The organism is Acidovorax sp. SUPP950 (assembly GCF_030158935.1).
In the GTDB taxonomy this organism is placed as follows: Bacteria; Pseudomonadota; Gammaproteobacteria; order Burkholderiales; family Burkholderiaceae_C; genus Paracidovorax.
The window spans coordinates 886,697-909,561 of sequence record NZ_BQXE01000001.1 but is presented as its reverse complement, the minus strand read 5'-3'; the positions used below and the strand labels follow the sequence as shown (position 1 = coordinate 909,561).

Sequence of the window (22,865 nt, the reverse complement as noted above, 5' to 3'; positions counted from 1 at the left end):
CGGCAGGCCCGGGCAGGCAGGGGCCGTGGAACGCGGGGGAAAAGCCGCTTCACCGATGGGGTGGCAGGTGCTAACCTGACCCTTGCCCTTGCCCTCTGGAGTCCTGCCGCATGCCTGCCGTCTTGCCCCGGTCCCCAGCGACCCCGGCCCCCCCGAAACTGCCGGACAAGGACCGGTCGGTCGCCTCGGCGGTCCTGTTCGTCGTGCTGGTCGCGCTGCTGCTGGTGGCCTCCAACGTGTGGCTGGCCTGGCGCGCGCGCGATGCCGGGTGGCAGCAGGCCGCCGATGCGTCGCGCAACCTGACGCATGCCGTCGCCCAGCAGATCGATGCCATGTTCGCCGAGGTCGGCCGCGTGGTCGGCAGCGTGGTGTACGAACTGGAGCGCTCGGAGATGGCCCCCGATGCGCTGGACCGCCTGCAGCCCGTGCTGGTCACCCACGTCGCGCAGTCCGAGCACCTGCACGGCATGTTCGTCTTCGGGCCCGATGGCCGCTGGCTCGTCAACTCGCAGCCGGTGCAGAACCCCCAGGCCAACAATGCGGACCGCGCCTATTTCATCCACCACCGCGACAGCCCGAGCACGCGCGTCGCCATCGGCAAGCCCATCGTCAGCCGGTCCTCGGGCGTGTGGGTCATTCCGGTGTCGCGGCGGATCGACGATGCCGAAGGGCAGTTCGCAGGGGTGGCGCTCGCGACCATCCGGGTGGACTACGTGCTCGGCCTGCTCAACGGGCTGCAGATCGGCGACAAGGGCGCCATCGCGCTCCTGCTGGACGACGGAACCGTCCTGGCCCGGCGGCCCTTCTTCGCCGAAGACCTGGGCCGCAGCCTGAGCGGCACGCCGCTGTTCCAGATGCTGACGCAAAGCCGCGCCGGCATCGCCACCGCGCCGTCGCCCATCGACGGCGTGCGCCGTCTGGTGGGCTTCGAGCACACCCGCAGCAATGCCCTGCTGGTCACCGTCGCGCTGGCGGAAGACGAGGTGCTGGCCGAGTGGCGCCGCTCGGCCTCGGTGCAGGCCCTGGGCATCCTGCTGCTGGTGGTCGTGGTCGGGCTGGCTGGGGGCGGCGTGATCCAGGCGGTCCGGCACCGCCGCGACGTCGAGCGCGACCTGACCGCGGCGCGCGATGCGCTGGTGCTGGCCAACGACAAGCTGGAGCACCTGGCCGAGCACGACGGCCTGACGGGGCTGTACAACCGCCGCGCCTACGACCAGCACATCGCCAGTGCCATGGCCCGCTGCCGGCGCAGCCGCATGCCGGTGTCGGTCGTCCTGTTCGACGTGGATTTCTTCAAGAAGTACAACGACTTCTTCGGCCACCTCAGCGGCGACGAATGCCTGCGGCAGGTCGCCAAGGCGCTGGAGGCGTCGGTGCGCCGGCCGGAGGACATGGTGGCGCGCTATGGGGGCGAGGAGTTCGTGATCGTGCTGCCCGAGACCGACGCAGCCGGCGCGGCCCTCGTGGCCTCGGCGGCGCGCGCGGCGGTGCGCGCGCTGCAGATCGCGCACCCGCAAAGCCCCTTCGAATGCGTGACGGTCAGCGGCGGCCTGGCGTGCTGCGACTGGACGGACGGCGCGCCCGACAGCGCCCAGGACCTGCTGGCCAGCGCCGACGCCGCGCTGTATGCCGCCAAGCAGGCCGGGCGCAACACGGTGCTCTCCCTCGCCGGGCGCGGCGCTCGGGCGGCCTGACCGGCGCGGCGCGGGTCACTGCCAGCACCGCGGCGCAGGGCAGGGCGATGCCCCTGAGTCAGGCCGCCGCCGCTGACCCGCTGGCGCAAAAGATGCAGCCGGCCGCGGGCGAGGTGCCTTCGCCCGGATCGGTGCCCGCTGCGTGGCTGCAGCAGTGCTCCAGCCAGCCGCTCACCAGGCGGTACACCGACAGGTTGGTGCGGGCCGTGGGCGCGCACAGGTAGTAGCCCAGCGGGCTCTGGAAGCGCTGGCCCAGCGGCTCGACCAGCGTGCCGGCCTGCAGCTCGTCCTCCACCAGGCAGGTGGGCACGATGCCCACGCCGAAGCCCGACACGGCGGCCCGGATGATGAGCGAGTACAGGTTGAAGCCCGGCCCGAAGCGGCTGCCGCCGGTGTCGCAGCCGTTCGCCGCCATCCAGTCGTGCCAGGCCAGCGGCACCTCGATGTGCTGCAGCAGCGTGGCGTGCTGCAGGTCGGCCTGGGTGCGCAGCGGCAGCGTGTCGCGCAGCTGGGGGCTGCAGACGATGCTGGTCTCCTGCCCGATCAGGTAGCGGGCGTTGGCGCTGGGCCAGTTGCCGTAGCCGTACTGGATGGCGGCATCGAACTCGTGCGGCACCGCGAAGTCGTGCGCGTGCTGGTAGCGCACGAAGTTCAGCGACACCTGCGGCAGCGTGCGCTTGAAGTGCCCCAGGCGGGGAAACAGCCATTGCGCGGCGAACGTGGGCGGCACCGAGAGGTTCAGCGCCCCGCCGTCGCCGCCATAGGACATGAGCTGGGCCGTCGCCGACTCCAGCGCGGCGATGGCCGGGCGCGTGGCGTTGAGGTAGGTGGCACCCGCATCGGTCAGCTCCAGCCCCGACGAGCGGCGGATGAAGAGCTTCTGGCCCAGGTAGTCCTCCAACGAGGCGATGTGGCGGCTGATGGCGCTTTGCGTCACGCACAGCTCCTTGGCCGCCATGGTGAAAGCCTGGTGCTTTGCCGCAGAGTGGAAAGCGTTCAGTTCGGAGAGGGTGGGGCAGAGGCGGCGCATGCAGTGGTATGAGCTGTAGTCATGGGCAGGTGAGATTTTAGGCGTTGCGACAAGACGCCATTGGCCCGATAAATGCAACCTGTGACGGCGTTGTGACGGTTTTTTTCGAATGAAGGTGTCAGCGTGCACCGCTTTCGGGACGGTACGGGGCCTTGGCCCCTATCGCCGGCAGCCCATGAGTAATTTCGAAGCCCCTATTTTGGATTTTTTGATTCCATGACCGCTTTGTTGATTGAAAACAGCCAGGTGCTGGACGTGCATGCGCTGGCGCTGCGCCCGGGTCTTTCGGTGCTGGTGCAGGACGGGCGCATCGCCGCGGTGGGCGAAGGCCTACAGGCCCCCGAAGGCGCCACGGTGGTCGATGCGCGCGGCATGACGCTCATGCCCGGCATGATCGACTGCCACGTGCACGTGGTGGCCTCGTCGTTCAACCTCGGCGCGGTGGCCCGAATGCCCAACGTGTTCACCATGCTGCGCTCGCTGCCCATCATGAAGGGCATGCTCGAGCGCGGCTTCACCTCGGTGCGCGATGCGGGCGGCGGCGACTGGTCGCTGGCCGAAGCGGTGCGCACGGGGCTGGTGCAGGGCCCGCGCATCTTCCCCTCGGGCAAGGCGCTGTCGCAGACCGGTGGGCATGCGGACTTCCGCCAGCGCAACGACGACCTGGACGTGTGCTCGTGCGCCTACAAGCTGGGCAACATCGGCCGCGTGGTCGATGGCGTGGACGCCTGCCGCCTGGCGGTGCGCGAAGAGATCCTCAAGGGCGCCACGCAGATCAAGGTCATGGCCTCGGGCGGCGTGGCCTCGCCCAACGACCCGATCAACAACCTGGGCTATTCCGAGGCCGAACTGCGCGCCATCGTGGAAGAAGCCTCCAACGCCAACACCTACGTGATGGCCCATGCCTACACGCCCCGCGCCATCGCCCGCGCCGTGCGCTGCGGCGTGCGCACCATCGAGCACGGCAACCTGGTGGATGCCCCCACGGCCGAGCTGATGGCCGAGCTGGGCGCCTTCATGGTGCCCACGCTCATCACCTACGAGGGCCTGGCCAACGAGGGCGAGCGCTATGGCCTGCCGGCGGTGTCCATCGCCAAGATCGACTCGGTGCGCGGCCAGGGCAGGCAGGCCATCGAAATCCTCGCCAAGGCCGGCGTGAAGATGGGCCTGGGCAGCGACCTGCTGGCCGAGACGCACTACCTGCAGGCCGACGAGCTGCGCCTGCGCGCCGACGTGCTGGGCAACGGCCCGGTGCTGCAGCAGGCCACGCTGGTTGGCGCCGAGATCCTGGGGCAACAGGGCCAGCTGGGCGAGGTGACGCCCGGCGCCATCGCCGACCTGCTGCTGGTGGACGGCAACCCGCTCACCGACATCGCCTGCCTGCTGAACCAGGGCGAGCGCATCCGCGCCATCGTCAAGGACGGCGCCTTCGTGAAAAACAACCTCTGACACCAACCCCCTGACCTGACCGGAGAACACCATGCAACGTAGAAATTTCGTCAAGCTCGGCGGCGCCGCAGCCGCCCTGCAGTGCCTTCCCTCCATCGGCTTCAGCCAGCAGGGCGAGGTCTTCCGCATCGGCTCGCTCACGCCCATCACCGGCGCCGGCAGCCCCTACGGCCCGGGCATGCAGCAGGCCATCCGCCTGGCGGTGGATGAGGTCAACGCCGCGGGTGGCGCAGGCGGGCGCAAGCTGGAACTCTTCACCGAGGACGACCAGACCAAGCCCGACGCGGCCGTGCTGGCCGCCAAGAAGCTGATCGAAGTGAACAAGGTGCAGGCCGTGCTGGGCACCTGGGCTTCGGGCGTGACGCTGGCGGTGATGCCGCTGACCGATGCGGCCGGCATCATCCAGATGAACGTGTCGGGCGCGCCCGCCATCTCCACGCTCGACACCAAGGACCTGGTGTGGCGCTTTCAGGCCACCAACGACCGCTTCGGCGCGGCGTTCGCCGAGATCTGCGCCAAGCGCGGCTTCAAGCGCCCGGCCACCATGGCGTTCAACAACGCCTCGGGCCTGGGCAACGTGGAAGGCTTCACCAAGGTCTGGGAAAAGCGCGGCGGCAAGGTGGCGGCGCACGTCACCTACGAGCCCAGCCGCCCCAGCTACCGCAGCGAACTGCAGAAGATCCTGGCGGCCAAGCCCGATGTGATCGTGATGGGCTCGTACCTGCCCGACACCACCATCATCCTGCGCGAATGGTTCCAGTCCGGCGCCGACAACCAATGGGTCATCCCCGGCTGGGCGGCCAATCCCGACCTGGTGAAGGCCCTGGGCGCTGAAGTGTGCGAGGGCATCATCTCGGTGGAGACGGTCTCCAACGAAAAGAGCACCTCGTACGCGCAATTCGACGCGGCCTTCACCAAGGCCACGGGCAAGGCGGCCTCCACCAACATCTACGCCGCCATGGCCTACGACATGGTGATCTCGCTGGCCCTGGCCATGGAAGCGGCCGGCCCCAAGGCCACGGTGGAGCAGGTCAACGCCAAGCTGCGCGAGGTGTCCAACGCCCCCGGCACGGCCGTGTACTCGTTCGCCGAAGGCAAAACGCAGCTGGGCAAGAAGGCCAAGGTCAACTACGAGGGCGCGTCCAGCAAGCTGGACTTCGATAAGTTCGGCGACGCCACGCCCGACTTCGGCGTGTTCATCATCGAAAAGGGCCAGCTGGTGCGCCGCGACGTGGTGTCCATCACGGTGTGAGCGGGCGCAGCCCGGGCGGCCCCCGAGCGGGGGCGCCCGGGCTTTTCTTGACAAGGCAGGGTAAGAACGAGATGACGCAATGACCTGGATAGCTTTCGCAAACCTGTTGATCAATGGATTGATCGAAGGCCTGGTGGTGGCGCTGCCCGCACTGGCCATGACCCTGGTGATGGGCGTCAACCGCTTTCCCAACGCGGCCACGGGCGACTTCCTGACCACGGGCGCCTATGCCGCCGTGGCGGTGCAGATGCTGGGCGGCTGGCCGCTGTGGGCCGCGGCGCTGGCGAGCATGGCCGCGACCGCCGTGGTGTCCGCGGGCTCGTACACGCTGATCTTTCGCAAGCTGGCCGGGCGGCCCATGGTGTCGTCCATGCTGGCGGCCATCGGCCTGGGCTTTCTGCTGCGCAGTTTGATTTCTTTCTTCGCCGGGCACGACCAGCGCACGTTCGACCTGCCGCTGGTGCGGGCCTGGAACTTCGGCGGGGTGCGCCTGCTGCCGACCGACGTGGCCATCGCGGGCATCGCCGTGCTGTGCCTGCTGGTGGTGTTCGTGCTCATCTACAAAACGAGCTTCGGGCGCCAGTTGCGCGCCGTGGCCGACAGCGCCGACCTGGCGCGCGCCAGCGGCATCCGCGCGGGCGGGCTCATGCTCAGCCTGTGGGTGCTGGTGGGTGCGCTCTCGGCCATTGGTGGCGTGCTGCTGGGCATGAAGGCCATCGTCAGCCCCGAGATGGGCTGGGAGAGCCTGATTCCCGCCTTCGCCGCCATGGTGCTGGGCGGCATCGGCAGCCCGGTGGGCGCGGTGCTGGGCGCGCTGCTGCTGTGCGTGGCGCAGGAGCTGGCCGTGCCGCTGCTGGGCCCGTCCTACAAGCTGGTGCTGTCGTTCGTGGTGCTGGCGCTGGTGCTGCTGCTGCGCCCGGCCGGCATCATGGGCCGTGTGCAGCTCGTGCGCTGATGCCGAAGGAGCCGAATCCATGATTGCCTACCTTTGCGCCATCGGCGTCATCGCCCTCATCTACTGCCTGCTCGCGCTGGGCCTGAACCTGCAGTTCGGCCTCACGCGGCTGGTGAACTTCGGCGTGGTGGCGTTCTTCGCCGTCGGCGCCTACACCTCGGGCCTGCTGTCGCTGCAGGGCGTGCCGCTGGCGCTGTGCTTCGTGGCCGCGGGCGTGCTCTCGGGCCTGCTGGCGCTGCCCATCGGCCTGTTGTCGCTGCGGTTGCGCGACGACTACCTGGCCATCGTCACGCTCGGCTTCTCGGAGGCCGTGCGCATCTCCATCCAGCAGGAAAGCTGGCTCACCAAGGGCGTGCAGGGCCTGCCGGGCCTGCCCAAGCTGTTCGCGGCCTGGGGACCGGTGTCGGACGTGGCGACGTTCGCCACCTTGCTCGCGCTGGTCGCGCTGGTGTCCTGGGGCACGGTGCGGCTCACGCGCAGCCCCTTCGGGCGGCTGCTGAAAGCCATCGGCGACGACGAGGCCGCGCTGTCGGCCCTGGGCAAGGACCCGGCCTGGTTCAAGGTGCAGGTGTTCATGCTGGGCGCGGCGCTGGCCGGCGTGGCGGGTGCGTTCTACGCGCACTTCATCACCTTCATCACGCCCGAGCAGTTCATTCCGCTCATCACCTTCTACGTGTGGATGGGCCTGGTAATGGGCGGCGCCGGTTCGGTGCGCGGCGCGGTCTTCGGCTCGCTGCTGCTCATGGTGTTCCTGGAGGGCTCGCGTTTCGCCAAGGACTGGGTGCCGGGCGTGTCCGAAGTGGGCATGGCCAGCCTGCGGCTCGCGGCCGTGGGGCTGGCGCTGATCCTGGTCACCCTGTATCGCCCGAGCGGCCTGTTCGGAGGGAAGTCGCAATGATGGCAACGACAGCAGCACCGATGCTGAAAGTGGAGGCCGTGACGCGGCAGTTCGGCGGCTTCAAGGCGGTGGACGGCGTGTCGCTGCAGCTGGCCGAGCAGGAGATCCTGGGCATTGCAGGCACCAACGGCGCGGGCAAGAGCACCCTGTTCGCCGCCATCGCCGGCCAGCAGCCCGCCGATGCCGGGCGCATCACCTTCACCGGCCAGGACATCACCCGCGTGCCGCCGTACCGCCGCGCGCGCATGGGCCTGGTGCGCACCTTCCAGATCCCGCGCGAGTTCAAGAGCCTCACCGTGCACGAGAACCTGCTGGCTGCCGCGGCCAACCCGCAGGGCGAGCGCCTGGTGAACGCGTTCTTTCAGACGCGCAGCCTGCGCGAGCACGAAGCGCAGCTGGCGGCCAAGGCCGACGGCATCCTCCAGTTCCTGAACCTCGCGCGTGTGCGCGATGTCAAGGCGGGCGGCCTGTCGGGCGGGCAAAAGAAGCTGGTGGAGTTGGGCCGCGTGCTCATGCTGGACCCGCGCTGCATCCTGCTGGACGAGCCCTTCGCGGGCGTGAACCCGGTGCTGATCGAGGAAATCTGCGACCGCGTGCGCGAGCTGCACGGCCAGGGCATCGCCTTCATCGTGATCGAGCACCACCTGCAGGCGCTCAAGGCGCTGTCCCACCGCATGATCGTGATGGACCGCGGGCGCATCCTCGCCGAGGGCGATCCGCACACCGTGCTGGACGACCCGCGGGTGCAAGAGGCCTACATGGGAGGGGTGGTATGACCAGTGCATCGCACAACGGCAGCGGCAGCGGCAACCTGCTGCAGATCGGGCAGCTGCGCGGCGGCTATTCGGACGTGGACATCATCCATGGCATCGACCTGGCCGTCGCGCCGGGCGAGATCGTCACCATCGCCGGCACCAACGGCGCGGGCAAGTCCACGCTGGTGAAGGCGCTGCTGGGCCTGCTGCCGCGCGTGTCGGGCAGCATCCACCTGGGCGGGCGCGACATCACGCGGCTGTCGGCCGAAGACCGGTTCGACGCGGGCCTGGCCTACGTGCCCCAGGTGGCCAACGTGTTCCCCTCGCTCACCGTGCGCGAGAACCTGCTGGTGGTGCGCGGCGTGCCGCACGTCAAGCGCCGCATGGACGCGGTGCTGGCGGATTTTCCCGCCCTGGTCGAGCGACTGCCGCAGCCAGCCAGCAACCTCTCGGGCGGCGAGCGCCAGCAGCTGGCCTTCGCCCGCGCGCTGATGCCCTCGCCGCGCATCATGGTGCTGGACGAGCCCACGGCGGCGCTGGCGCCCTCGCTGGTCGGCAAGGTGTTCGACATGGTGAGCACGCTGCCCGCCGCCGGCGTGGCGGTGCTGATGGTGGAGCAGCGCGCGCGCCAGGCGCTGCAGATCAGCCAGCAGGGCTACATCCTCGACCAGGGGCGTTGCGTGCTGCAGGGCCCGGCTGACGGGCTGTTGGCCGACGAGCGCATGGCGCAGCTGTACCTGGGCAACCACTGAGGCGGGGAAGGAGCGCCCGCTGCGGTTGGTTGCTCCTTTTTTGATAGCGCAATGCCCTGGTACTGATTGCGCTGGAGGGCGATTCGATGCGCAATCGCCCTGTAGCGCGGATCGCCCTCGGTCAGCGCAGCACCAGCACGGGGATGTGCGAGTGGGTCAGCACGTGCTGCGTCTCGCTGCCCAGCAGCAGCCGCTGCAGGCCCTTGCGCCCATGCGAGGCCATCACGATCAGGTCGCACTGGTGCTTGCGGGCCGCGGCGATCACCGCCTCGGCGACGAGGTCGGACTTGCTCACCACCGCCTTCACCGCCACCCCCTGGGCGCTCCCCAGCGCCTTGACCCCGTCCACCAGTGCCTTGGCGGATGCGGTCCACTGCGCCTCGATGCGCTTGGCATCGCCCGTGTCCACGATGGAGCCGCCCTCGAAGTAGCTGCGCGGATAGCGCGGCACCACCTTGAGCACGACCACGGCGGCGCCGCTCAACGCCGCCAGGGCCAGCCCATGGTCCACGGCCTTGCCGGAGAGTTCGGAGCCATCGGTGGCGATCAGGATGCGTTGGTACATGGAAGACTCCCGAAGTGGACGGAGGACGCCAGCTTACGAAGCCTGGGCAAGGGCAGGCTTGATCCAGGTCAATGTGCGGACGGGGGAGGGCGCATAGCCTCGGGGCCATGCTTTCCCACCGCTTCGAGCCGCCTCCCGACCGCCCCGACCTGGCTGCGGGAACGCCGGCCCCGGACGCTCCGTGCGCCGAGTTCGCCTCGCTGCTCGACGATCCGCAGGAATGGCCATCGTTCGGCCGCGCCCGCATGCCTGCGGGTGCCGGCGCTGACGCTGACGCCACCGCGCAGACCTGGGAATCGCATGTGGTGCTGGAGGGCATGCACTGCGCCGCCTGCGCCCTGACCATCGAAGACGTCCTGCGCGCCGTGCCCGGTGTGGCGCAGGCCGATGTGAGCGCGGCCACCCGGCGCGCGCGCGTCGTGTGGAATGCAGCGCAGGTGCGCCCCTCGCAGTGGATCGCGGCGGTGCGGCGCGCGGGCTACCGGGCCCTGCCGGCCATGGACGCCTTCGCGCGGGCGCAACGCCAAGGCGAGCACCGCCGCGCGCTGTGGCGCTGGCTGGTGGCCGGCTTTTGCATGATGCAGGTGATGATGTACGCGTGGCCCGCCTACGTGGCGCAGCCGGGCGACCTCACGGCCGAGATGGAGCAGCTGCTGCGCTGGGCCTCGTGGGTCATCACTCTGCCGGTGGTCATCTTCGCCTGCGGGCCGTTCTTTGCGAACGCGCTGCGCGACGTGCGCCTGCGCCGGGTGAGCATGGACCTGCCCGTGGCGCTGGGCATGGCCATCACCTTCGGGGTGAGCACGGCGGGCACCTTCGATCCCAGCGGAATCTTCGGGCGCGAGGTGTTCTACGACTCGCTGACCATGTTCGTGTTCTTTTTGCTCACCGGCCGCTGGCTGGAGCTGCGCCTGCGCGACCGCACCGCCGGCGCGCTGGAGGCGGTGATGAACCGCCTGCCCGACAGCGTGGAGCGCCTGCAGGCCGATGGCGCCTTCGTGCGCGTGGCCGTGCGGCGCCTGGCCGTGGGCGACACGGTGCGCGTGCTGCCGGGCGAGGCCTTCCCGGCCGATGGGCGCATCACGCGGGGCGACACGCTCGCGGACGAGGCCCTGCTCACGGGCGAGTCCACGCCCGTGGCGCGGCCCGAGGGCAGCGCCGTGACCGCCGGCAGCTACAACCTGCAGTCGGCCGTGCAAGTGAAGGTGGAGCGGGTGGGGGCCGACACGCGCTTCGCCCAGATCGTGGCGCTGATGGAAAGCGCCTCGCTGCAAAAGCCGCGCCTGGCGCAGTTGGCGGACCGCATCGCGCGGCCGTTCCTCATCGCCGTGCTGGCGGCGGCTGCGCTGGCTGCGGCGTGGTGGTGGCCCACCGACCCGGGCCATGCGCTCATGGTGGCGGTGGCGGTGCTCATCGTCACCTGCCCGTGCGCGCTGTCGCTCGCCACGCCCGTGGCCATGCTGACCGCGGCGGGCACGCTGGCGCGCCAGGGCGTGCTGGTGCGCCACCTGCAGGCGCTGGAGGCCCTGGCGGGGGTGGACACCGTGGTGTTCGACAAGACCGGCACCCTCACGCGCGACGGCATGGCCGTGCGCGGCGTGCATCCGGCGCCAGGTCTGGACCGGGCCGACGCCCTGGCACTGGCCGCGGCCGTGGCCCGCCATTCGGTGCACCCGGTGTCGCGGGCGCTGGTGGCTGCGGCATCGCGCGAGGGGCTGCCCACCGCTTCGCGCTGGCACGTGCTGGAAGTGCACGAACTGGCCGGGCAGGGCCTGGTGGCGCGTTTGCGGGAGGCGGATGAAGGCGCGGATGGCGCCGCCGATGCGCGCGGCCGGCTGGCCCTGGGCGAGCGCACCGTGCGCCTGGGCTCCGTGCGCCATGCGGGCGCCAGCGTCCCGGCAGGTGACGGGGGCGAGGGCGGCGCCACGGGTCAGCAGGTGGTGCTGTCCGAGCAGCGCGGCGACGGCACGCGCGTGGAGCTGGCCCGGTTCGACTGGAGCGAAGACCTGCGCCCCGAAGCGCCCCGCGAGATGCGCCGCCTGCGCGATGCGGGCGTGGCCGTGCAGTTGCTCTCCGGCGACCGGCCCGGCGCGGTGCGGCGCGTCGCCAGGCAGGTGGGCATCGAGCGGGCGCAGGGCGACTGCACGCCGCAGGACAAGCTCGCGCTGCTGCAGGCCGAACAGGCGCGCGGCCACCGCGTGGCCATGGTGGGCGACGGGCTCAACGACGGCCCGGTGCTGGCAGGCGCCCATGTGTCGTTCGCCTTCGGCCGCGCCGTGCCACTGGCGCAGTCGCGCGCGGATTTCGTGGTGATGGGCGGCGACCTGGAGCAGGTGGTGCAGACGCTGCTGCTGGCCCGCCGCACCCTGCGCGTGGTGCGGCAGAACCTGTGGTGGGCCGCGCTCTACAACGCGCTGTGCGTGCCGCTGGCCGTCTTGGGCTGGATGCCGGCGTGGCTCGCCGGGCTGGGCATGGCGCTCAGTTCGCTGCTGGTGGTCGCGAATGCGGCGCGGCTGGCAGCTGGTACCGGCTCCCCGCACGCTCCCGCTGCGGCACCAGCCGCCCACAGCGACGTGCCGCTGCTGGAAGGTGTGTGATGGACATCCTCTACCTGCTCATTCCCCTGTCCGTCGTGCTGGTGCTGTTGGTTTTGATGGGCCTGGGCTGGGCGGTGTCCCGGGGCCAGTTCGAGGATGTGGAGCAGGAGGGCGAGCGCATCCTGCGAGATGAATGACCGGAGCGCCAAGCCAAACCGTCCCGGCATTCAACGCCCGCCGCGTCACGCAGCGGCTAACGGGCCCCTATGGCAGACCAACCGCTGCTGCCGCCACCCGTCGCCCGCGTGACAAACGCGCGGGAAAACCCGCACAGGGGTAACGCAAGCCGTGCCTAGACTGGCGCCGCCAATCCGGGCGTCATTGCTCCCCTAACGAGAGAGACACAAGCATGCAGCCGATCCGCTTTTTGATTCCTTCCCGCACGGCTGCCATCGGCGCCGTCAGTGCGTTGCTGCTCTCGGCTTGCGGTGGTGGAGGAGGCCTCGTGCCAGAGGAAACCCGTGTGCAAGACACCCGCACCAGTTTTGCCGTGGCCACCGCCAGCCTGCCTTTCGCGGCCATGGATGGCACCACGGTGCAGACCGACCGCTGGAGCGGCACGAATGCCGGCGCGGGCTACCGTGTAGAGGTTCCGAAGAACTGGAACGGTATTCTGGTGATGTACGCCCATGGCTATGCGGGTGAAGGCAATGCGCTGACCGTGTCCAACCCGGCCTTCCGGCGCTACCTGATCGAAAACGGCTACGCCTGGGCGGCATCCAGCTACACCAAGAATTTTTATGACGTGCGCGTGGGCGTGGAAGACACGAATGCGCTGGCCAATGCGTTTGTGGCAATTGCCGCCGCCAACGGCCGTGTGCTGTCAGAGCCTGCCCGCACCTATGTCACCGGTGTCTCGATGGGCGGCCACATCGCCGCCGCCGCCATCGAGGACGAGGCGCAGCAAACGGCGGTCCACAAGCGGCGCTACCAGGGCGCCCTGCCGATGTGCGCCGTGCTGGGCGATCTGTCGCTGTACAACTACTTCGGTGCCTACCAGTTGGCGGCGCAGAAGCTGGCCGGTGTGCCCGCCGTCGCCGCACCCACCACCGACTGGGCCGCGCTCGCTCCGCGCGTGCGCGACGCCATGTTCGGCAGCCAGACATCGTTTGCGCCGGTGACGCCGCAAGGACAGAAGCTCAAAGACATCGTCATGAACCTGACCGGCGGGCCGCGGCCGATCTTCGACCAGGGCTTTGCCAATGCTCCGCTGCAAAACACCGTGTGGGGCACCTTCGGACGCGACGGCACCCTCAACGGCATCCTGAACAAGCAGGGAATCGACACCACCGGTACGGTCTACCGGTTCAATGCCAGCGCGGCAGAGGTGGCAGACTTCAACGCCACCATCGCGAAGTGGGTGCCGGCACCCGACGCCAACCGCCTGCGCACCGATGGCCTGCGCTGGGTGCCACAGGTCAATGGCCAGTTCCGCATCCCGGTGGTCACCCTGCATACGCTGGGCGACATGTATGTGCCCTTCCACATGGAGCAGGTCTACCGCGACCGCGTCGAGGCCAACGGCAATGGCCAGTGGCTGGTGCAGCGCGCCATTCGCGCCCCCAGCCACTGCGATTTCACCGTGGCCGAGCAGTCCGAAGCATTCAAGGCGATGGCCGATTGGGTCGAGAAAGGCTCCAAGCCCGCGGGCGACGACGTGAAAACGCCCGCCACCGTCGCTGATGCACGTTATGGCTGCACCTATACCCGCAATGCAGGTGGGCGCGACGACAGTGCTGCAACCGTGGCGACCCGCGCAACCTTGCCCGGGTGCAGCGGCAGCTGATCTGGCGTCGACTCGAATGCAGGGCTAAACCCCGTGGGGCGGACCTTCTGGCACCGCCTCATGTGCGTCCCCTCTGCCGCTCAACCAGCCCAAGGGCAACTCTCCTTCGCTCCCTAAGCGGGACTGAGCCGACAGGAATCGCGGGTGTTTCAGGTCAGTTGCTACCAAGGTGCTTAGGCTCCTTCGGCTCGGCGCAGAAAGCGAGTCTCGTCTGGGTGGTCGGTGTAGCGGCGAAGCAGTGACGTCCCTGTTGAACGACCAGTGAGGCCCGCCATCCAGAATTTGGTCCTGGAAGGATGCCAAACCGCTCGTACACGCGGGTCTGGATCGCGTTTTGCATTGACAACACAGGTGTTGCGCTTCAGGTTCGAATCCGCCCGGTGACCACGGCGTGACTCCTGATTTCTTGGTAGAGATCCATTGGCGATTCTCTGGTGGTTGCTGACTCATGCCAACCCCTGTACGGGCAGCCGTGCTGCCAGTGGTTGGCCTGACGCTCTGTGACTCCGGCCGCATTCATCGCAACGATTGACATGCGTCAATGCCCCCAACGGGTATCCGGAAGAAACTTTCCGTGCAATCAAAGAGGTGCACGATGGAATCTCCAAAAACCGCTGCCGCGCATTACGACGACACCGTCGTGCGGCAGTTTTCGATCATGGCCGTGGTGTGGGGGGTGGTGGGCATGCTGGTCGGCGTCTTCATCGCCGCCCAGCTGGCCTGGCCGGAACTCAACTTCGGCATTCCCTGGCTCAGCTACGGCCGTCTGCGGCCGCTGCACACCAACGCGGTGATTTTCGCCTTCGGCGGCTGCGCGCTGTTCGCCACGAGCTACTACGTGGCGCAGCGCACCTGCCAGGTGCGCCTGTTCGCGGGGCCGCTGGCGTCGTTCACGTTCTGGGGCTGGCAGCTCGTCATCGTGGCGGCGGCCATCAGCCTGCCGCTGGGCTACACCACCGGCAAGGAATACGCCGAGCTGGAATGGCCCATCGACATCCTGATCACGCTGGTGTGGGTGTCGTACGCCATCGTGTTCTTCGGCACCATCGGCCGCCGCAAGGTGCGCCACATCTACGTGGCCAACTGGTTCTTCGGCGCGTTCATCCTGGCGGTCGCGCTGCTGCACCTGGTCAACAGCGCCGAAGTGCCTGCCGGCTGGATGAAGAGCTACTCGGCCTATGCCGGCGTGCAGGACGCGATGGTGCAGTGGTGGTACGGCCACAACGCGGTGGGCTTCTTCCTCACCGCGGGCTTCCTCGGGATGATGTATTACTTCATCCCCAAGCAGGCCGGCCGCCCGGTGTACAGCTACCGCCTGTCGATAGTGCACTTCTGGGCGCTGATCTTCACCTACATGTGGGCGGGCCCCCACCACCTGCACTACACCGCGCTGCCGGACTGGACGCAATCGGTGGGCATGGTGTTCTCGCTGATCCTGCTGGCCCCCAGCTGGGGCGGGATGATCAATGGCGTGATGACGCTGTCGGGCGCCTGGCACAAGCTGCGCGACGACCCCATCCTGCGCTTCCTGATCGTGTCGCTGTCGTTCTACGGCATGGCCACGTTCGAGGGCCCGATGATGTCCATCAAGACCGTCAACGCGCTCAGCCACTACACCGACTGGACCGTCGGCCACGTGCATGCCGGCGCCCTGGGCTGGGTGGGCCTGATCACCATGGGTTCGCTGTACTACCTGATCCCGCGCCTGTTCGGCCGGGAAAAGATGCACTCGGTGCCTGCCATCGAGCTGCACTTCTGGATGTCCACCATCGGCATCGTGCTGTACATCGCCGCGATGTGGATCGCCGGCGTCATGCAGGGCCTGATGTGGCGCGCGGTCAACCCCGACGGCACGCTCACCTATACCTTCGTCGAAAGCGTGAAGGCCACCTATCCGTTCTACGTGGTCCGCTTCGCCGGCGGCCTGCTGTACCTGGGCGGCATGCTGGTGATGGCCTGGAACGTGTGGGCCACCGCCATCTCGGGCCGCTCGGTCAAGGTGTCGATCCCCGCCGTGAACACGGCCCATGCCTGAGCCCCGAGGAGCGCATTCCATGTCCGAACACAACCCCAAATCGGCCGGCTTCTCGCACGAGAAGATCGAAACCAACAACTTCCTGATGATCGTGCTGATCGTGCTGGTGGTCGCCATCGGCGGCCTGGCCGAGATCGTGCCGCTGTTCTTCCAGAAGTCCACCACCGAGCCCGTGACGGGCGTGCAGCCCTACACCGCGGTGCAGCTGCTGGGCCGCGACATCTACCTGCGCGAGGGTTGCTACAACTGCCACTCGCAGATGATCCGCCCCTTCCGCGCCGAGACGCTGCGCTACGGCCACTACTCGGTGGCCGGCGAGTTCGTGTACGACCACCCCTTCCAGTGGGGCAGCAAGCGCACCGGCCCCGACCTGCATCGCGTGGGCGGCAAGTACAGCGACGAGTGGCACCGCATCCACCTGAACAACCCGCGCGACGTGGTGCCCGAATCCAACATGCCCGCCTACAGCTGGCTGGAGAAGACGCCCGTCGATCCCGCCGTGGCCGCGCCGCGCATGAAGGCGCTGCGCACGGTGGGCGTGCCCTACACCGACGAGCAGATCGCCGCCGCGTCCGAGGAGGTCAAGGGCAAGACCGAGATGGACGTGCTCGTGGCCTACCTGCAGGTCATGGGCCGCGCCCTCAAGTAACGAACCGCAAGGAGCTGGTCATGGACATCACCACTGTGCGCATCGTCGCCACGCTGGCATCGCTGGCGTGCTTCCTCGGCATCCTGGTCTGGGCGTTCTCGCGCCGCAACCGCGCCCGGTTCGAGGAGGCCGCGCGCCTGCCCTTCGAGCAAGACTGATCCGCAAAAAACAATGAGAACGACATGAGTGACTTCACCCACAATTTCTGGTCGGTCTACGTGGCGGGGCTGACCGTGGTCGGCATCCTGGGCTGCCTGCTGCTGCTCTGGATCACGGCCCGCAAGAAGGTCGCGCCCAGCACCGACAACACCACGGGCCACGTCTGGGACGAGGACCTGCGGGAGATGGACAACCCCATGCCGCGCTGGTGGATGTGGCTGTTCGTGCTCACAATCGTCTTCGGCTTCGGCTACCTGGCCGTCTATCCGGGCCTGGGCCGCTTCGCCGGCCAGTTCGGCTGGACGCAGGCCGGCGAGTACGAGGCCGAGATGGCCAAGGCGCGCACCGAGCTCGCGCCGCTGTACGCCCGGTTCGCCGCGATGAAGACGGAGGACATGGCCGCCAACCCCGAGGCCATGGCCATTGGCGAGCGCCTGTTCATGAACAACTGCGCGCAGTGCCACGGTTCGGACGCACGGGGCAGCAAGGGCTTTCCCAACCTGTCCGACAACGACTGGCTGCACGGCGGCGCGCCGGAGAACATCCGCGAGACGCTGGAGAAGGGCCGCATGGGCACCATGCCGCCCATGGCCGCGGCCGTGGGTTCGCCGGAGGACATCCGCAACCTCGCGCACTATGTGCTGAGCCTGTCGGGCAGTCCGCACGACTCGCTGCGCGCCTCGCTGGGCAAGTCCAAGTTCACCGCCTGCGCGGCCTGCCACGGCATGGACGGCAAGGGCAATACGGCCCTGGGCGCGCCCAACCTGACCGACGACGTCTGGCTGCACGGCTGGGGCGAGGCGGCCATCACCGCCATGGTCAACCACGGCAAGGTCAACGTGATGCCGGCCCAGGCCGACAAGCTGACCGAGGCCCAGATCGGCGTGCTCACCGCCTACGTGTGGGGCCTGTCCCACCGCGCGAACGCGGTGCGCTGACGGCGCCGATGCCACTGGGGAACGCGATCCGGGCCTTGCCCGCGGCGCGCCCTGGCCGGCGGCGCAGCCGCTGACGCGGTCCCTTGCCGGCCCACCCTTTCGAGAACTGCCATGAAGCCACCCAGCGGGCCTGCCCGCAAGGTCATTCCCATCACCCCGGTCGCGCCTGGCGCCGCCGATGCGGCCGCCGAGATGGTGTCGCTGTACGAGGCGCAAAAGAAGATCTACCCGCGCTCCATCCGCGGCCTGTTCGCCCGCTGGCGCTGGGCCATGGTGGCCCTCACGCAGCTCGTTTTCTATGCGCTGCCCTGGCTGCAGTGGGGTGAGCGGCAGATGGTGCTGTTCGACCTGGGCGCGCGGCGCTTTTACCTGTTCGGGCTGGTGCTGTACCCGCAGGATTTCATCTACCTCACGGGCCTGCTCATCGTCAGCGCGATGTCGCTGTTCCTGTTCACCGCGGTGGCGGGGCGCCTGTGGTGCGGCTTCGCCTGCCCGCAGACGGTGTACACCGAGATCTTCATGTGGATCGAGCACCGGGTGGAGGGCGACCGCAGCGCCCGCCTGCGCCTGGATGCCGGGGGCTGGACCTTCGAGAAGGTGCGCAAGAAGGCGCTCAAGCAGTTCCTCTGGATCGCGGTGGCGCTGTGGACGGGCTTCACCTTCGTGGGCTACTTCGTGCCCATCCGCCAACTGTCGGGCGAGTTGCTGGCGATGCAGGGCGGCTGGCAGATCTTCTGGGTGCTGTTCTACGGCTTCGCCACCTACGGCAATGCCGGCTTCATGCGCGAGCAGGTGTGCAAGTACATGTGCCCCTATGCCCGGTTCCAGAGCGCCATGTTCGACCGCGACACGCTGATCGTCACCTACGACGACGCGCGCGGCGAGCCGCGCGGCCCCCGCACCAAGACGGTGGATTACAAAGCCCGGGGCCTGGGCGACTGCATCGACTGCACGCTGTGCGTGCAGGTGTGCCCGGTGGGTATCGACATCCGCAACGGCCTGCAATACGAGTGCATCGGCTGCGGGCTGTGCGTGGACGCCTGCAACACCGTGATGGACAAGATGCACTACCCGCGGGGGCTGATCCGCTTTTCCACGCAGAACGGCGTGGCGGCCCGCTGGGGCCGGGCGCAGATGCTGCGCCGTGTGCTGCGCCCCCGCGTGCTGATCTACACCGCGGTGCTGGTGGCGCTGTGTGTGGGGCTGCTGTCCAGCTTGGTGTTGCGCACGCCGCTCAAAGTGGACGTGGTGCGCGACCGCGCCGCGCTCTCGCGCATCGTGGCCGGCGGGCAGCTGGAGAACATCTATCGCCTGCAGATCATGAATGCCACCGAGTCCGGCCAGCGCTACCGCATCGGTGCGAGCGGGCTGCAGGGGCTGCGCGTGGCGTCCGACGCCGAGGTGGAGATCGGCGCGGCCGAGTCCCGCTGGGTGGCCGTGCGCCTGCAGATCCCCTACGGCTCCGCGCCGCCCGGATCGCATGCCGTGCAGTTCGACGTGCAGGCGCTGGGCTCGGGCGGCCATGTCGCCGAGAAGTCGGTCTTCCTGGTGCCGCGATGAGCGCCGCCGGCCACACCGTCACCGTTTCAGGCGCCAGACCGCTGGTCCGACCGCCTTTCTTCTTTTCCTGTCAGGAGTGAACACCATGCCATCCCCTATCGCCGCCGCACCGGCTCCCCTTCCTTCGGCCGCTCCCTGGTGGAAGTTCGGCTTCGTCTGGATGGTCATTGCCGGGCCGGCCATCGTGGTCGTGGCGGGCTTCACCACGCTGTGGGTGGCGGTCGTGCGCCCCGACCCGGTGGTGGCCGAGGATTACTACCGCCAGGGCATCGAGATCAACAAGACGCTGCAGGGCGCGCCGAACAGCCTGGCCCCGGCCATGAAGGCGCGCAACCATGCGGCCACCCCCGTGCAGGACCAGCCGCGCTGAAGGCGGCCTGTCCGCACCACCCCCCGAAACGAGGAGACAAGCGCAATGTGGACCCAACGCCTCATGTGGATTGCATGGCCCGCCTTCCTGATGGCGGGCGTGCTGGAAATGCTGGTCTTTGCCCTGGTGGACCCACAGGACATGCACTGGTTCGGACAGCCGCTGGCGCTCTCGCGCGAGGGGGTCTACACCATCGCCTTCTTCGCTTTCTGGCTGGTGACGATGGCGTCGAGCGCGCTCACCACGCTGCTGGCCATGTCGCCGTTCGAGCTGAACCGCTGCCCCGTGCCGGTGACCGACCGGCCCGCCGACTGCGCGCGGCACCACCCGGGCGCATGAAATGCCAGCGCCGGTGCCGGAGGCCGGCCGCTCAGTGGCAGTTCTGCGAGTTCACGATGCGCTTGAGAGCCGCGGTCTCCAGGATGCGCACGTGGCGCTGCTTGACCTCGACGATGCCGTCCTCGACGAACTTCGAGAAGGTGCGGCTCACCGTCTCCAGCTTGAGGCCGAGGTAGCTGCCGATTTCCTCGCGCGTCATGCGCAGCACGAGTTCGGACTGCGAGAAGCCCCGGGCATGCAGGCGCTGCACCAGGTTGAGCAGGAAGGCCGCCAGGCGCTCTTCCGCCCGCATGCTGCCCAGGAGCAGCATCACGCCGTGCTCGCGCACGATCTCGCGGCTCATGATCTTGTGCACGTGGTGCTGCAGCGCCGTGACCTCGCGCGACAGCTCCTCGATGCGGTCAAAGGGCATGACGCAGACCTCGGCGTCTTCCAGCGCGACGGCGTCGCAGGTGTGGTGGTCGCTGACGATGCCGTCCAGGCCGATGATCTCGCCGGCCATCTGAAAGCCCGTGACCTGGTCGCGGCCGTCTTCGGTGGCCACGCAGGTCTTGAAGAAGCCGGTGCGGATGGCGAAGAGCGAGCTGAAGGGCTCGCCATTGCGAAACAGGGTGGCCCCCCGCTTGACCTTGCGGCGCACGGCCACGATGTCGTCGATCCGCTGCAGTTGCTGATCGTTCAGGCCCAGCGGCATGCACAGCTCGCGAAGGTTGCAGTTCGAGCATGCCACTTTGATGGTTTGCGGATTCATGGGAAAAGGCCTTTGTGGTGAGGGGAGGGCGGGCGGCCGGCAGGGTGGTAGAGCCCGGGCGAACGCCGGGCACCTGTCATGGATCAATTGTGGCAGCGTGCGCCTGCAGAACCCTTGACCCAGGTCAAGGGTTTCCCCCGGGGCCTGCGGCACATTGGGCAGGCACAAGGAAATCCCATGATCGCTGTCACCCCTGAACTCCTGCGCCGCTTCGACGTGCCCGGCCCCCGCTACACCTCCTACCCGACCGCCGACCGGTTCGTGGAGGCCTTCGGACAGGACGACTACGTTCTCGCGCTGCAGCAGCGCCGCCTGGGGTCGGCCGCCAAGGCACTGCCCTTGTCGCTGTATGTGCACATTCCCTTTTGCGAGTCGCTGTGCTACTACTGCGCCTGCAACAAGATCATCACCCGCCACCCCGAGCGGGCCGAGGTGTACCTGCGCTATCTCAGCCGCGAGATCGACCTGCACACGGCCCAGTGCGGCGTGGGCCAGGTGGTGAGCCAGCTGCACCTGGGCGGGGGGAGCCCGACGTTCCTGTCGGATGACGGCCTGCGGTCGCTGATGGCCATGCTCCAGCGCAGCTTCACGCTTGCGCCCGGCGGCGAGTATTCGATCGAGATCGATCCGCGCACGGTGGACGCGGGCCGGCTGGCGCTGCTGGCGGAGCTGGGCTTCAACCGCCTGAGCTTCGGCGTGCAGGACTTCGACCCCGAAGTGCAGAAGGCCGTGCACCGCATCCAGCCGGCCAGCCAAGTCTTCGACCTGGTGGCCAGCGCGCGTGCGCTGGGCTTCGAGTCCATCAACGTGGACCTGATCTACGGCCTGCCGCGGCAGACACCCGAGTCCTTCGAGCGCACGCTCGAGCAGGTGGGCCGGTTGCGGCCGGACCGCATCGCGCTGTATGCCTACGCCCACCTGCCCGAGCGCTTCAAGCCGCAGCGCCGCATCGTGCCGGCGGATCTGCCGCTGGCGGCGTCGAAGGTGGCCATGCTGTCGCAATCGCTGCGGTCGTTCCAGGATGCCGGCTACGTCTATGTGGGCATGGACCACTTCGCGCTGCCGGGCGACGCCCTGGCCGTGGCCAAGCGCCAGGGCCGGCTGCACCGCAACTTCCAGGGCTACAGCACCCAGCCCGATTGCGACCTGCTCGGCCTGGGCGTGTCGGCCATCGGCCGCGTGGGCGCCACCTACAGCCAGAACGCCAAGACGCTGGACGAGTACTACGACTTCATCAACCAGGGGCGCCTGCCGGTCGTGCGGGGCCTGGCGCTCACGCGCGACGACCTGGTGCGCCGCTCCGTCATCATGGCGCTGATGTGCCAGGGCGAGGTGCTGTTCGAGCCGGTGGAGCAGGCGTGGCTGATCGATTTCCGGCAGTACTTCGCCACCGAACTGCAGGCACTGGAGGACCTGCAGGCGCAGGGCTTGGTCGTGCTCGGCCAGGAAGGCATCGAGGTCACGGCCATGGGCTGGTTCTTCGTGCGCGGCGTGGCGATGCTGTTCGATCGCTACCTGCAGGCGGACCGCAACCGCGCGCGCTTTTCCCGCATCATCTGAAGGACGCCGCCATGCCCGACACCCTGATCTGGACCGCGTTGGCCATGGGGCTGGCGGGCGGCCCGCATTGCCTGGCGATGTGCGCGGCGCCCTGCGGGGCGCTGGTGCGCGCTGGCGGCCCGGCCCACGCCGCGGCGGAAAACGCAGGGGCGCAGACGGTGCGATGGGCGGGCCGCGGCCTGGCTTTGCCGGCGGACCGGGTGTGGGCACGGCCCTTCGCTTTCCATCTGGGCCGGCTGGCCGGGTACGCCCTGGCGGGCGCGATGGCGGCCTGGGCCATGGACCGCCTGGCCTGGCTGACCCAGCACGCGGCTGCGCTGCGGCCGGCATGGACGCTGCTGCACGTCGCCGTGCTCGCCTGGGCCGTGCTGCTGGTGTTCCGGGCGCGGCAGCCGGCCTGGGTAGACCATGCGGGCCGGGTGCTGTGGCAGCGGGTCGCCCCCTGGGTGCGCTCGCCCGGCGGCCTGTTCTCCACGGGCCTGGCCTGGGCCTGCATGCCCTGCGGCCTGCTGTACTCCGCGCTGCTGCTCGCGGCGTTGACCGGAAACCCCTGGCGCGGCGCGCTGGCCATGGTGTGCTTCGGCGTGGGTGGCGCGGCCTGGCTGGTGGCAGGCCAGTGGCTCTGGCAACGGCTGCGGGGCGGCGGTGCTGCGGGGGACGCGCGGGGCGGGTGGGGCGTGCGGTTGTCCGGCCTGCTGCTGTTCGGCATTGCCGCCTGGGGGCTGTGGATGGAAGTTTTCCACCGCCAGGCCGAGCCCTGGTGCCTGTAGC

The 22,865-nt window shown here is 68.8% G+C and carries 22 protein-coding genes; 19 read left to right on the top strand and 3 right to left on the bottom strand.

The window, feature by feature from the left end:
- Positions 1 to 110 precede the first annotated feature (110 nt).
- The gene (locus AVME950_RS04355) at positions 111 to 1,694 is read left to right on the top strand and encodes a sensor domain-containing diguanylate cyclase (RefSeq protein WP_284428879.1); all 1,584 of its coding nucleotides are present in this window, start codon (positions 111 to 113) and stop codon (positions 1,692 to 1,694) included.
- A gap of 58 nt (positions 1,695 to 1,752) precedes the next feature.
- On the opposite strand, the gene AVME950_RS04350 is transcribed toward AVME950_RS04355, so the two are convergent.
- Complete coding sequence (locus AVME950_RS04350) at positions 1,753 to 2,724, bottom strand: LysR substrate-binding domain-containing protein (protein WP_272564163.1); 972 nt, start codon at positions 2,722 to 2,724, stop codon at positions 1,753 to 1,755.
- Between the two features lie 216 nt (positions 2,725 to 2,940).
- On the opposite strand from AVME950_RS04350, the gene AVME950_RS04345 reads away from it, so the two are divergent.
- The 6 genes from AVME950_RS04345 to AVME950_RS04320 all read left to right on the top strand — a co-directional run bounded on the left by AVME950_RS04345 (position 2,941) and on the right by AVME950_RS04320 (position 8,785).
- The gene (locus AVME950_RS04345; protein WP_284428878.1) at positions 2,941 to 4,173 is read left to right on the top strand and encodes a metal-dependent hydrolase family protein; all 1,233 of its coding nucleotides are present in this window, start codon (positions 2,941 to 2,943) and stop codon (positions 4,171 to 4,173) included.
- Positions 4,174 to 4,204: 31 nt separating this feature from the next.
- Positions 4,205 to 5,425, top strand: coding sequence for an ABC transporter substrate-binding protein (locus AVME950_RS04340; protein ID WP_284428877.1), 1,221 nt, complete (start codon positions 4,205 to 4,207; stop codon positions 5,423 to 5,425).
- Between the two features lie 79 nt (positions 5,426 to 5,504).
- Complete coding sequence (locus tag AVME950_RS04335; protein ID WP_272564160.1) at positions 5,505 to 6,380, top strand: branched-chain amino acid ABC transporter permease; 876 nt, start codon at positions 5,505 to 5,507, stop codon at positions 6,378 to 6,380.
- Positions 6,381 to 6,399: 19 nt separating this feature from the next.
- Positions 6,400 to 7,278 carry a branched-chain amino acid ABC transporter permease gene (locus AVME950_RS04330; RefSeq protein ID WP_284428876.1) on the top strand — a complete coding sequence of 293 codons (879 nt, stop codon included), beginning with the start codon at positions 6,400 to 6,402 and terminating at the stop codon, positions 7,276 to 7,278.
- On the top strand, positions 7,275 to 8,054 hold the full coding sequence (locus tag AVME950_RS04325) for an ABC transporter ATP-binding protein (RefSeq protein ID WP_284428875.1): 780 nt from the start codon (positions 7,275 to 7,277) through the stop codon (positions 8,052 to 8,054). Before AVME950_RS04330 ends, AVME950_RS04325 begins: the two co-directional genes overlap by 4 nt.
- On the top strand, positions 8,051 to 8,785 hold the full coding sequence (locus AVME950_RS04320; RefSeq protein ID WP_284428874.1) for an ABC transporter ATP-binding protein: 735 nt from the start codon (positions 8,051 to 8,053) through the stop codon (positions 8,783 to 8,785). Before AVME950_RS04325 ends, AVME950_RS04320 begins: the two co-directional genes overlap by 4 nt.
- A gap of 121 nt (positions 8,786 to 8,906) precedes the next feature.
- Here the strand turns inward: AVME950_RS04320 and AVME950_RS04315 are convergent, their stop codons facing one another.
- A complete protein-coding gene (locus tag AVME950_RS04315; protein ID WP_284428873.1) occupies positions 8,907 to 9,350 on the bottom strand; it encodes a universal stress protein in 444 nt (147 codons plus the stop codon).
- A 107-nt stretch (positions 9,351 to 9,457) separates the two neighbouring features.
- On the opposite strand from AVME950_RS04315, the gene AVME950_RS04310 reads away from it, so the two are divergent.
- The 10 genes from AVME950_RS04310 (at position 9,458) to AVME950_RS04265 (ending at position 19,783) form a co-directional block, all read left to right on the top strand.
- On the top strand, positions 9,458 to 11,947 hold the full coding sequence (locus AVME950_RS04310; protein ID WP_502869362.1) for a heavy metal translocating P-type ATPase: 2,490 nt from the start codon (positions 9,458 to 9,460) through the stop codon (positions 11,945 to 11,947).
- Complete coding sequence (gene ccoS, locus AVME950_RS04305; protein ID WP_272564155.1) at positions 11,947 to 12,084, top strand: cbb3-type cytochrome oxidase assembly protein CcoS; 138 nt, start codon at positions 11,947 to 11,949, stop codon at positions 12,082 to 12,084. Before AVME950_RS04310 ends, ccoS begins: the two co-directional genes overlap by 1 nt.
- Positions 12,085 to 12,296: 212 nt before the next feature.
- On the top strand, positions 12,297 to 13,733 hold the full coding sequence (locus tag AVME950_RS04300) for an alpha/beta hydrolase (RefSeq protein ID WP_284428872.1): 1,437 nt from the start codon (positions 12,297 to 12,299) through the stop codon (positions 13,731 to 13,733).
- 595 nt (positions 13,734 to 14,328) lie between these two features.
- Positions 14,329 to 15,768 (top strand): cytochrome-c oxidase, cbb3-type subunit I, encoded by a 1,440-nt coding sequence (gene ccoN / locus AVME950_RS04295; protein WP_272564153.1) that lies wholly within the window; start codon positions 14,329 to 14,331, stop codon positions 15,766 to 15,768.
- A gap of 19 nt (positions 15,769 to 15,787) precedes the next feature.
- On the top strand, positions 15,788 to 16,417 hold the full coding sequence (gene ccoO / locus AVME950_RS04290; RefSeq protein ID WP_272548311.1) for a cytochrome-c oxidase, cbb3-type subunit II: 630 nt from the start codon (positions 15,788 to 15,790) through the stop codon (positions 16,415 to 16,417).
- 20 nt (positions 16,418 to 16,437) lie between these two features.
- Positions 16,438 to 16,575: a cbb3-type cytochrome oxidase subunit 3 gene (locus tag AVME950_RS04285; protein ID WP_272548310.1), complete on the top strand. Its 138-nt coding sequence runs from the start codon at positions 16,438 to 16,440 to the stop codon at positions 16,573 to 16,575.
- Positions 16,576 to 16,599: 24 nt separating this feature from the next.
- Positions 16,600 to 17,514, top strand: coding sequence for a cytochrome-c oxidase, cbb3-type subunit III (ccoP, locus tag AVME950_RS04280; RefSeq protein ID WP_284428871.1), 915 nt, complete (start codon positions 16,600 to 16,602; stop codon positions 17,512 to 17,514).
- Positions 17,515 to 17,625: 111 nt separating this feature from the next.
- A complete protein-coding gene (gene ccoG / locus AVME950_RS04275) occupies positions 17,626 to 19,074 on the top strand; it encodes a cytochrome c oxidase accessory protein CcoG (RefSeq protein WP_284424818.1) in 1,449 nt (482 codons plus the stop codon).
- Between the two features lie 85 nt (positions 19,075 to 19,159).
- A complete protein-coding gene (locus tag AVME950_RS04270) occupies positions 19,160 to 19,444 on the top strand; it encodes a FixH family protein (protein WP_284428870.1) in 285 nt (94 codons plus the stop codon).
- A gap of 45 nt (positions 19,445 to 19,489) precedes the next feature.
- Positions 19,490 to 19,783, top strand: a complete 294-nt coding sequence (locus AVME950_RS04265) for a hypothetical protein (RefSeq protein ID WP_272548306.1) — start codon at positions 19,490 to 19,492, stop codon at positions 19,781 to 19,783.
- A gap of 31 nt (positions 19,784 to 19,814) precedes the next feature.
- On the opposite strand, the gene fnr is transcribed toward AVME950_RS04265, so the two are convergent.
- On the bottom strand, positions 19,815 to 20,534 hold the full coding sequence (gene fnr, locus AVME950_RS04260; protein WP_272564148.1) for a fumarate/nitrate reduction transcriptional regulator Fnr: 720 nt from the start codon (positions 20,532 to 20,534) through the stop codon (positions 19,815 to 19,817).
- Between the two features lie 177 nt (positions 20,535 to 20,711).
- Between fnr and hemN the strand changes: the two genes are divergently transcribed.
- Complete coding sequence (gene hemN / locus AVME950_RS04255; protein WP_284428869.1) at positions 20,712 to 22,094, top strand: oxygen-independent coproporphyrinogen III oxidase; 1,383 nt, start codon at positions 20,712 to 20,714, stop codon at positions 22,092 to 22,094.
- A gap of 11 nt (positions 22,095 to 22,105) precedes the next feature.
- Positions 22,106 to 22,864 carry a sulfite exporter TauE/SafE family protein gene (locus AVME950_RS04250; protein ID WP_284428868.1) on the top strand — a complete coding sequence of 253 codons (759 nt, stop codon included), beginning with the start codon at positions 22,106 to 22,108 and terminating at the stop codon, positions 22,862 to 22,864.
- Position 22,865: the final 1 nt, after the last annotated feature.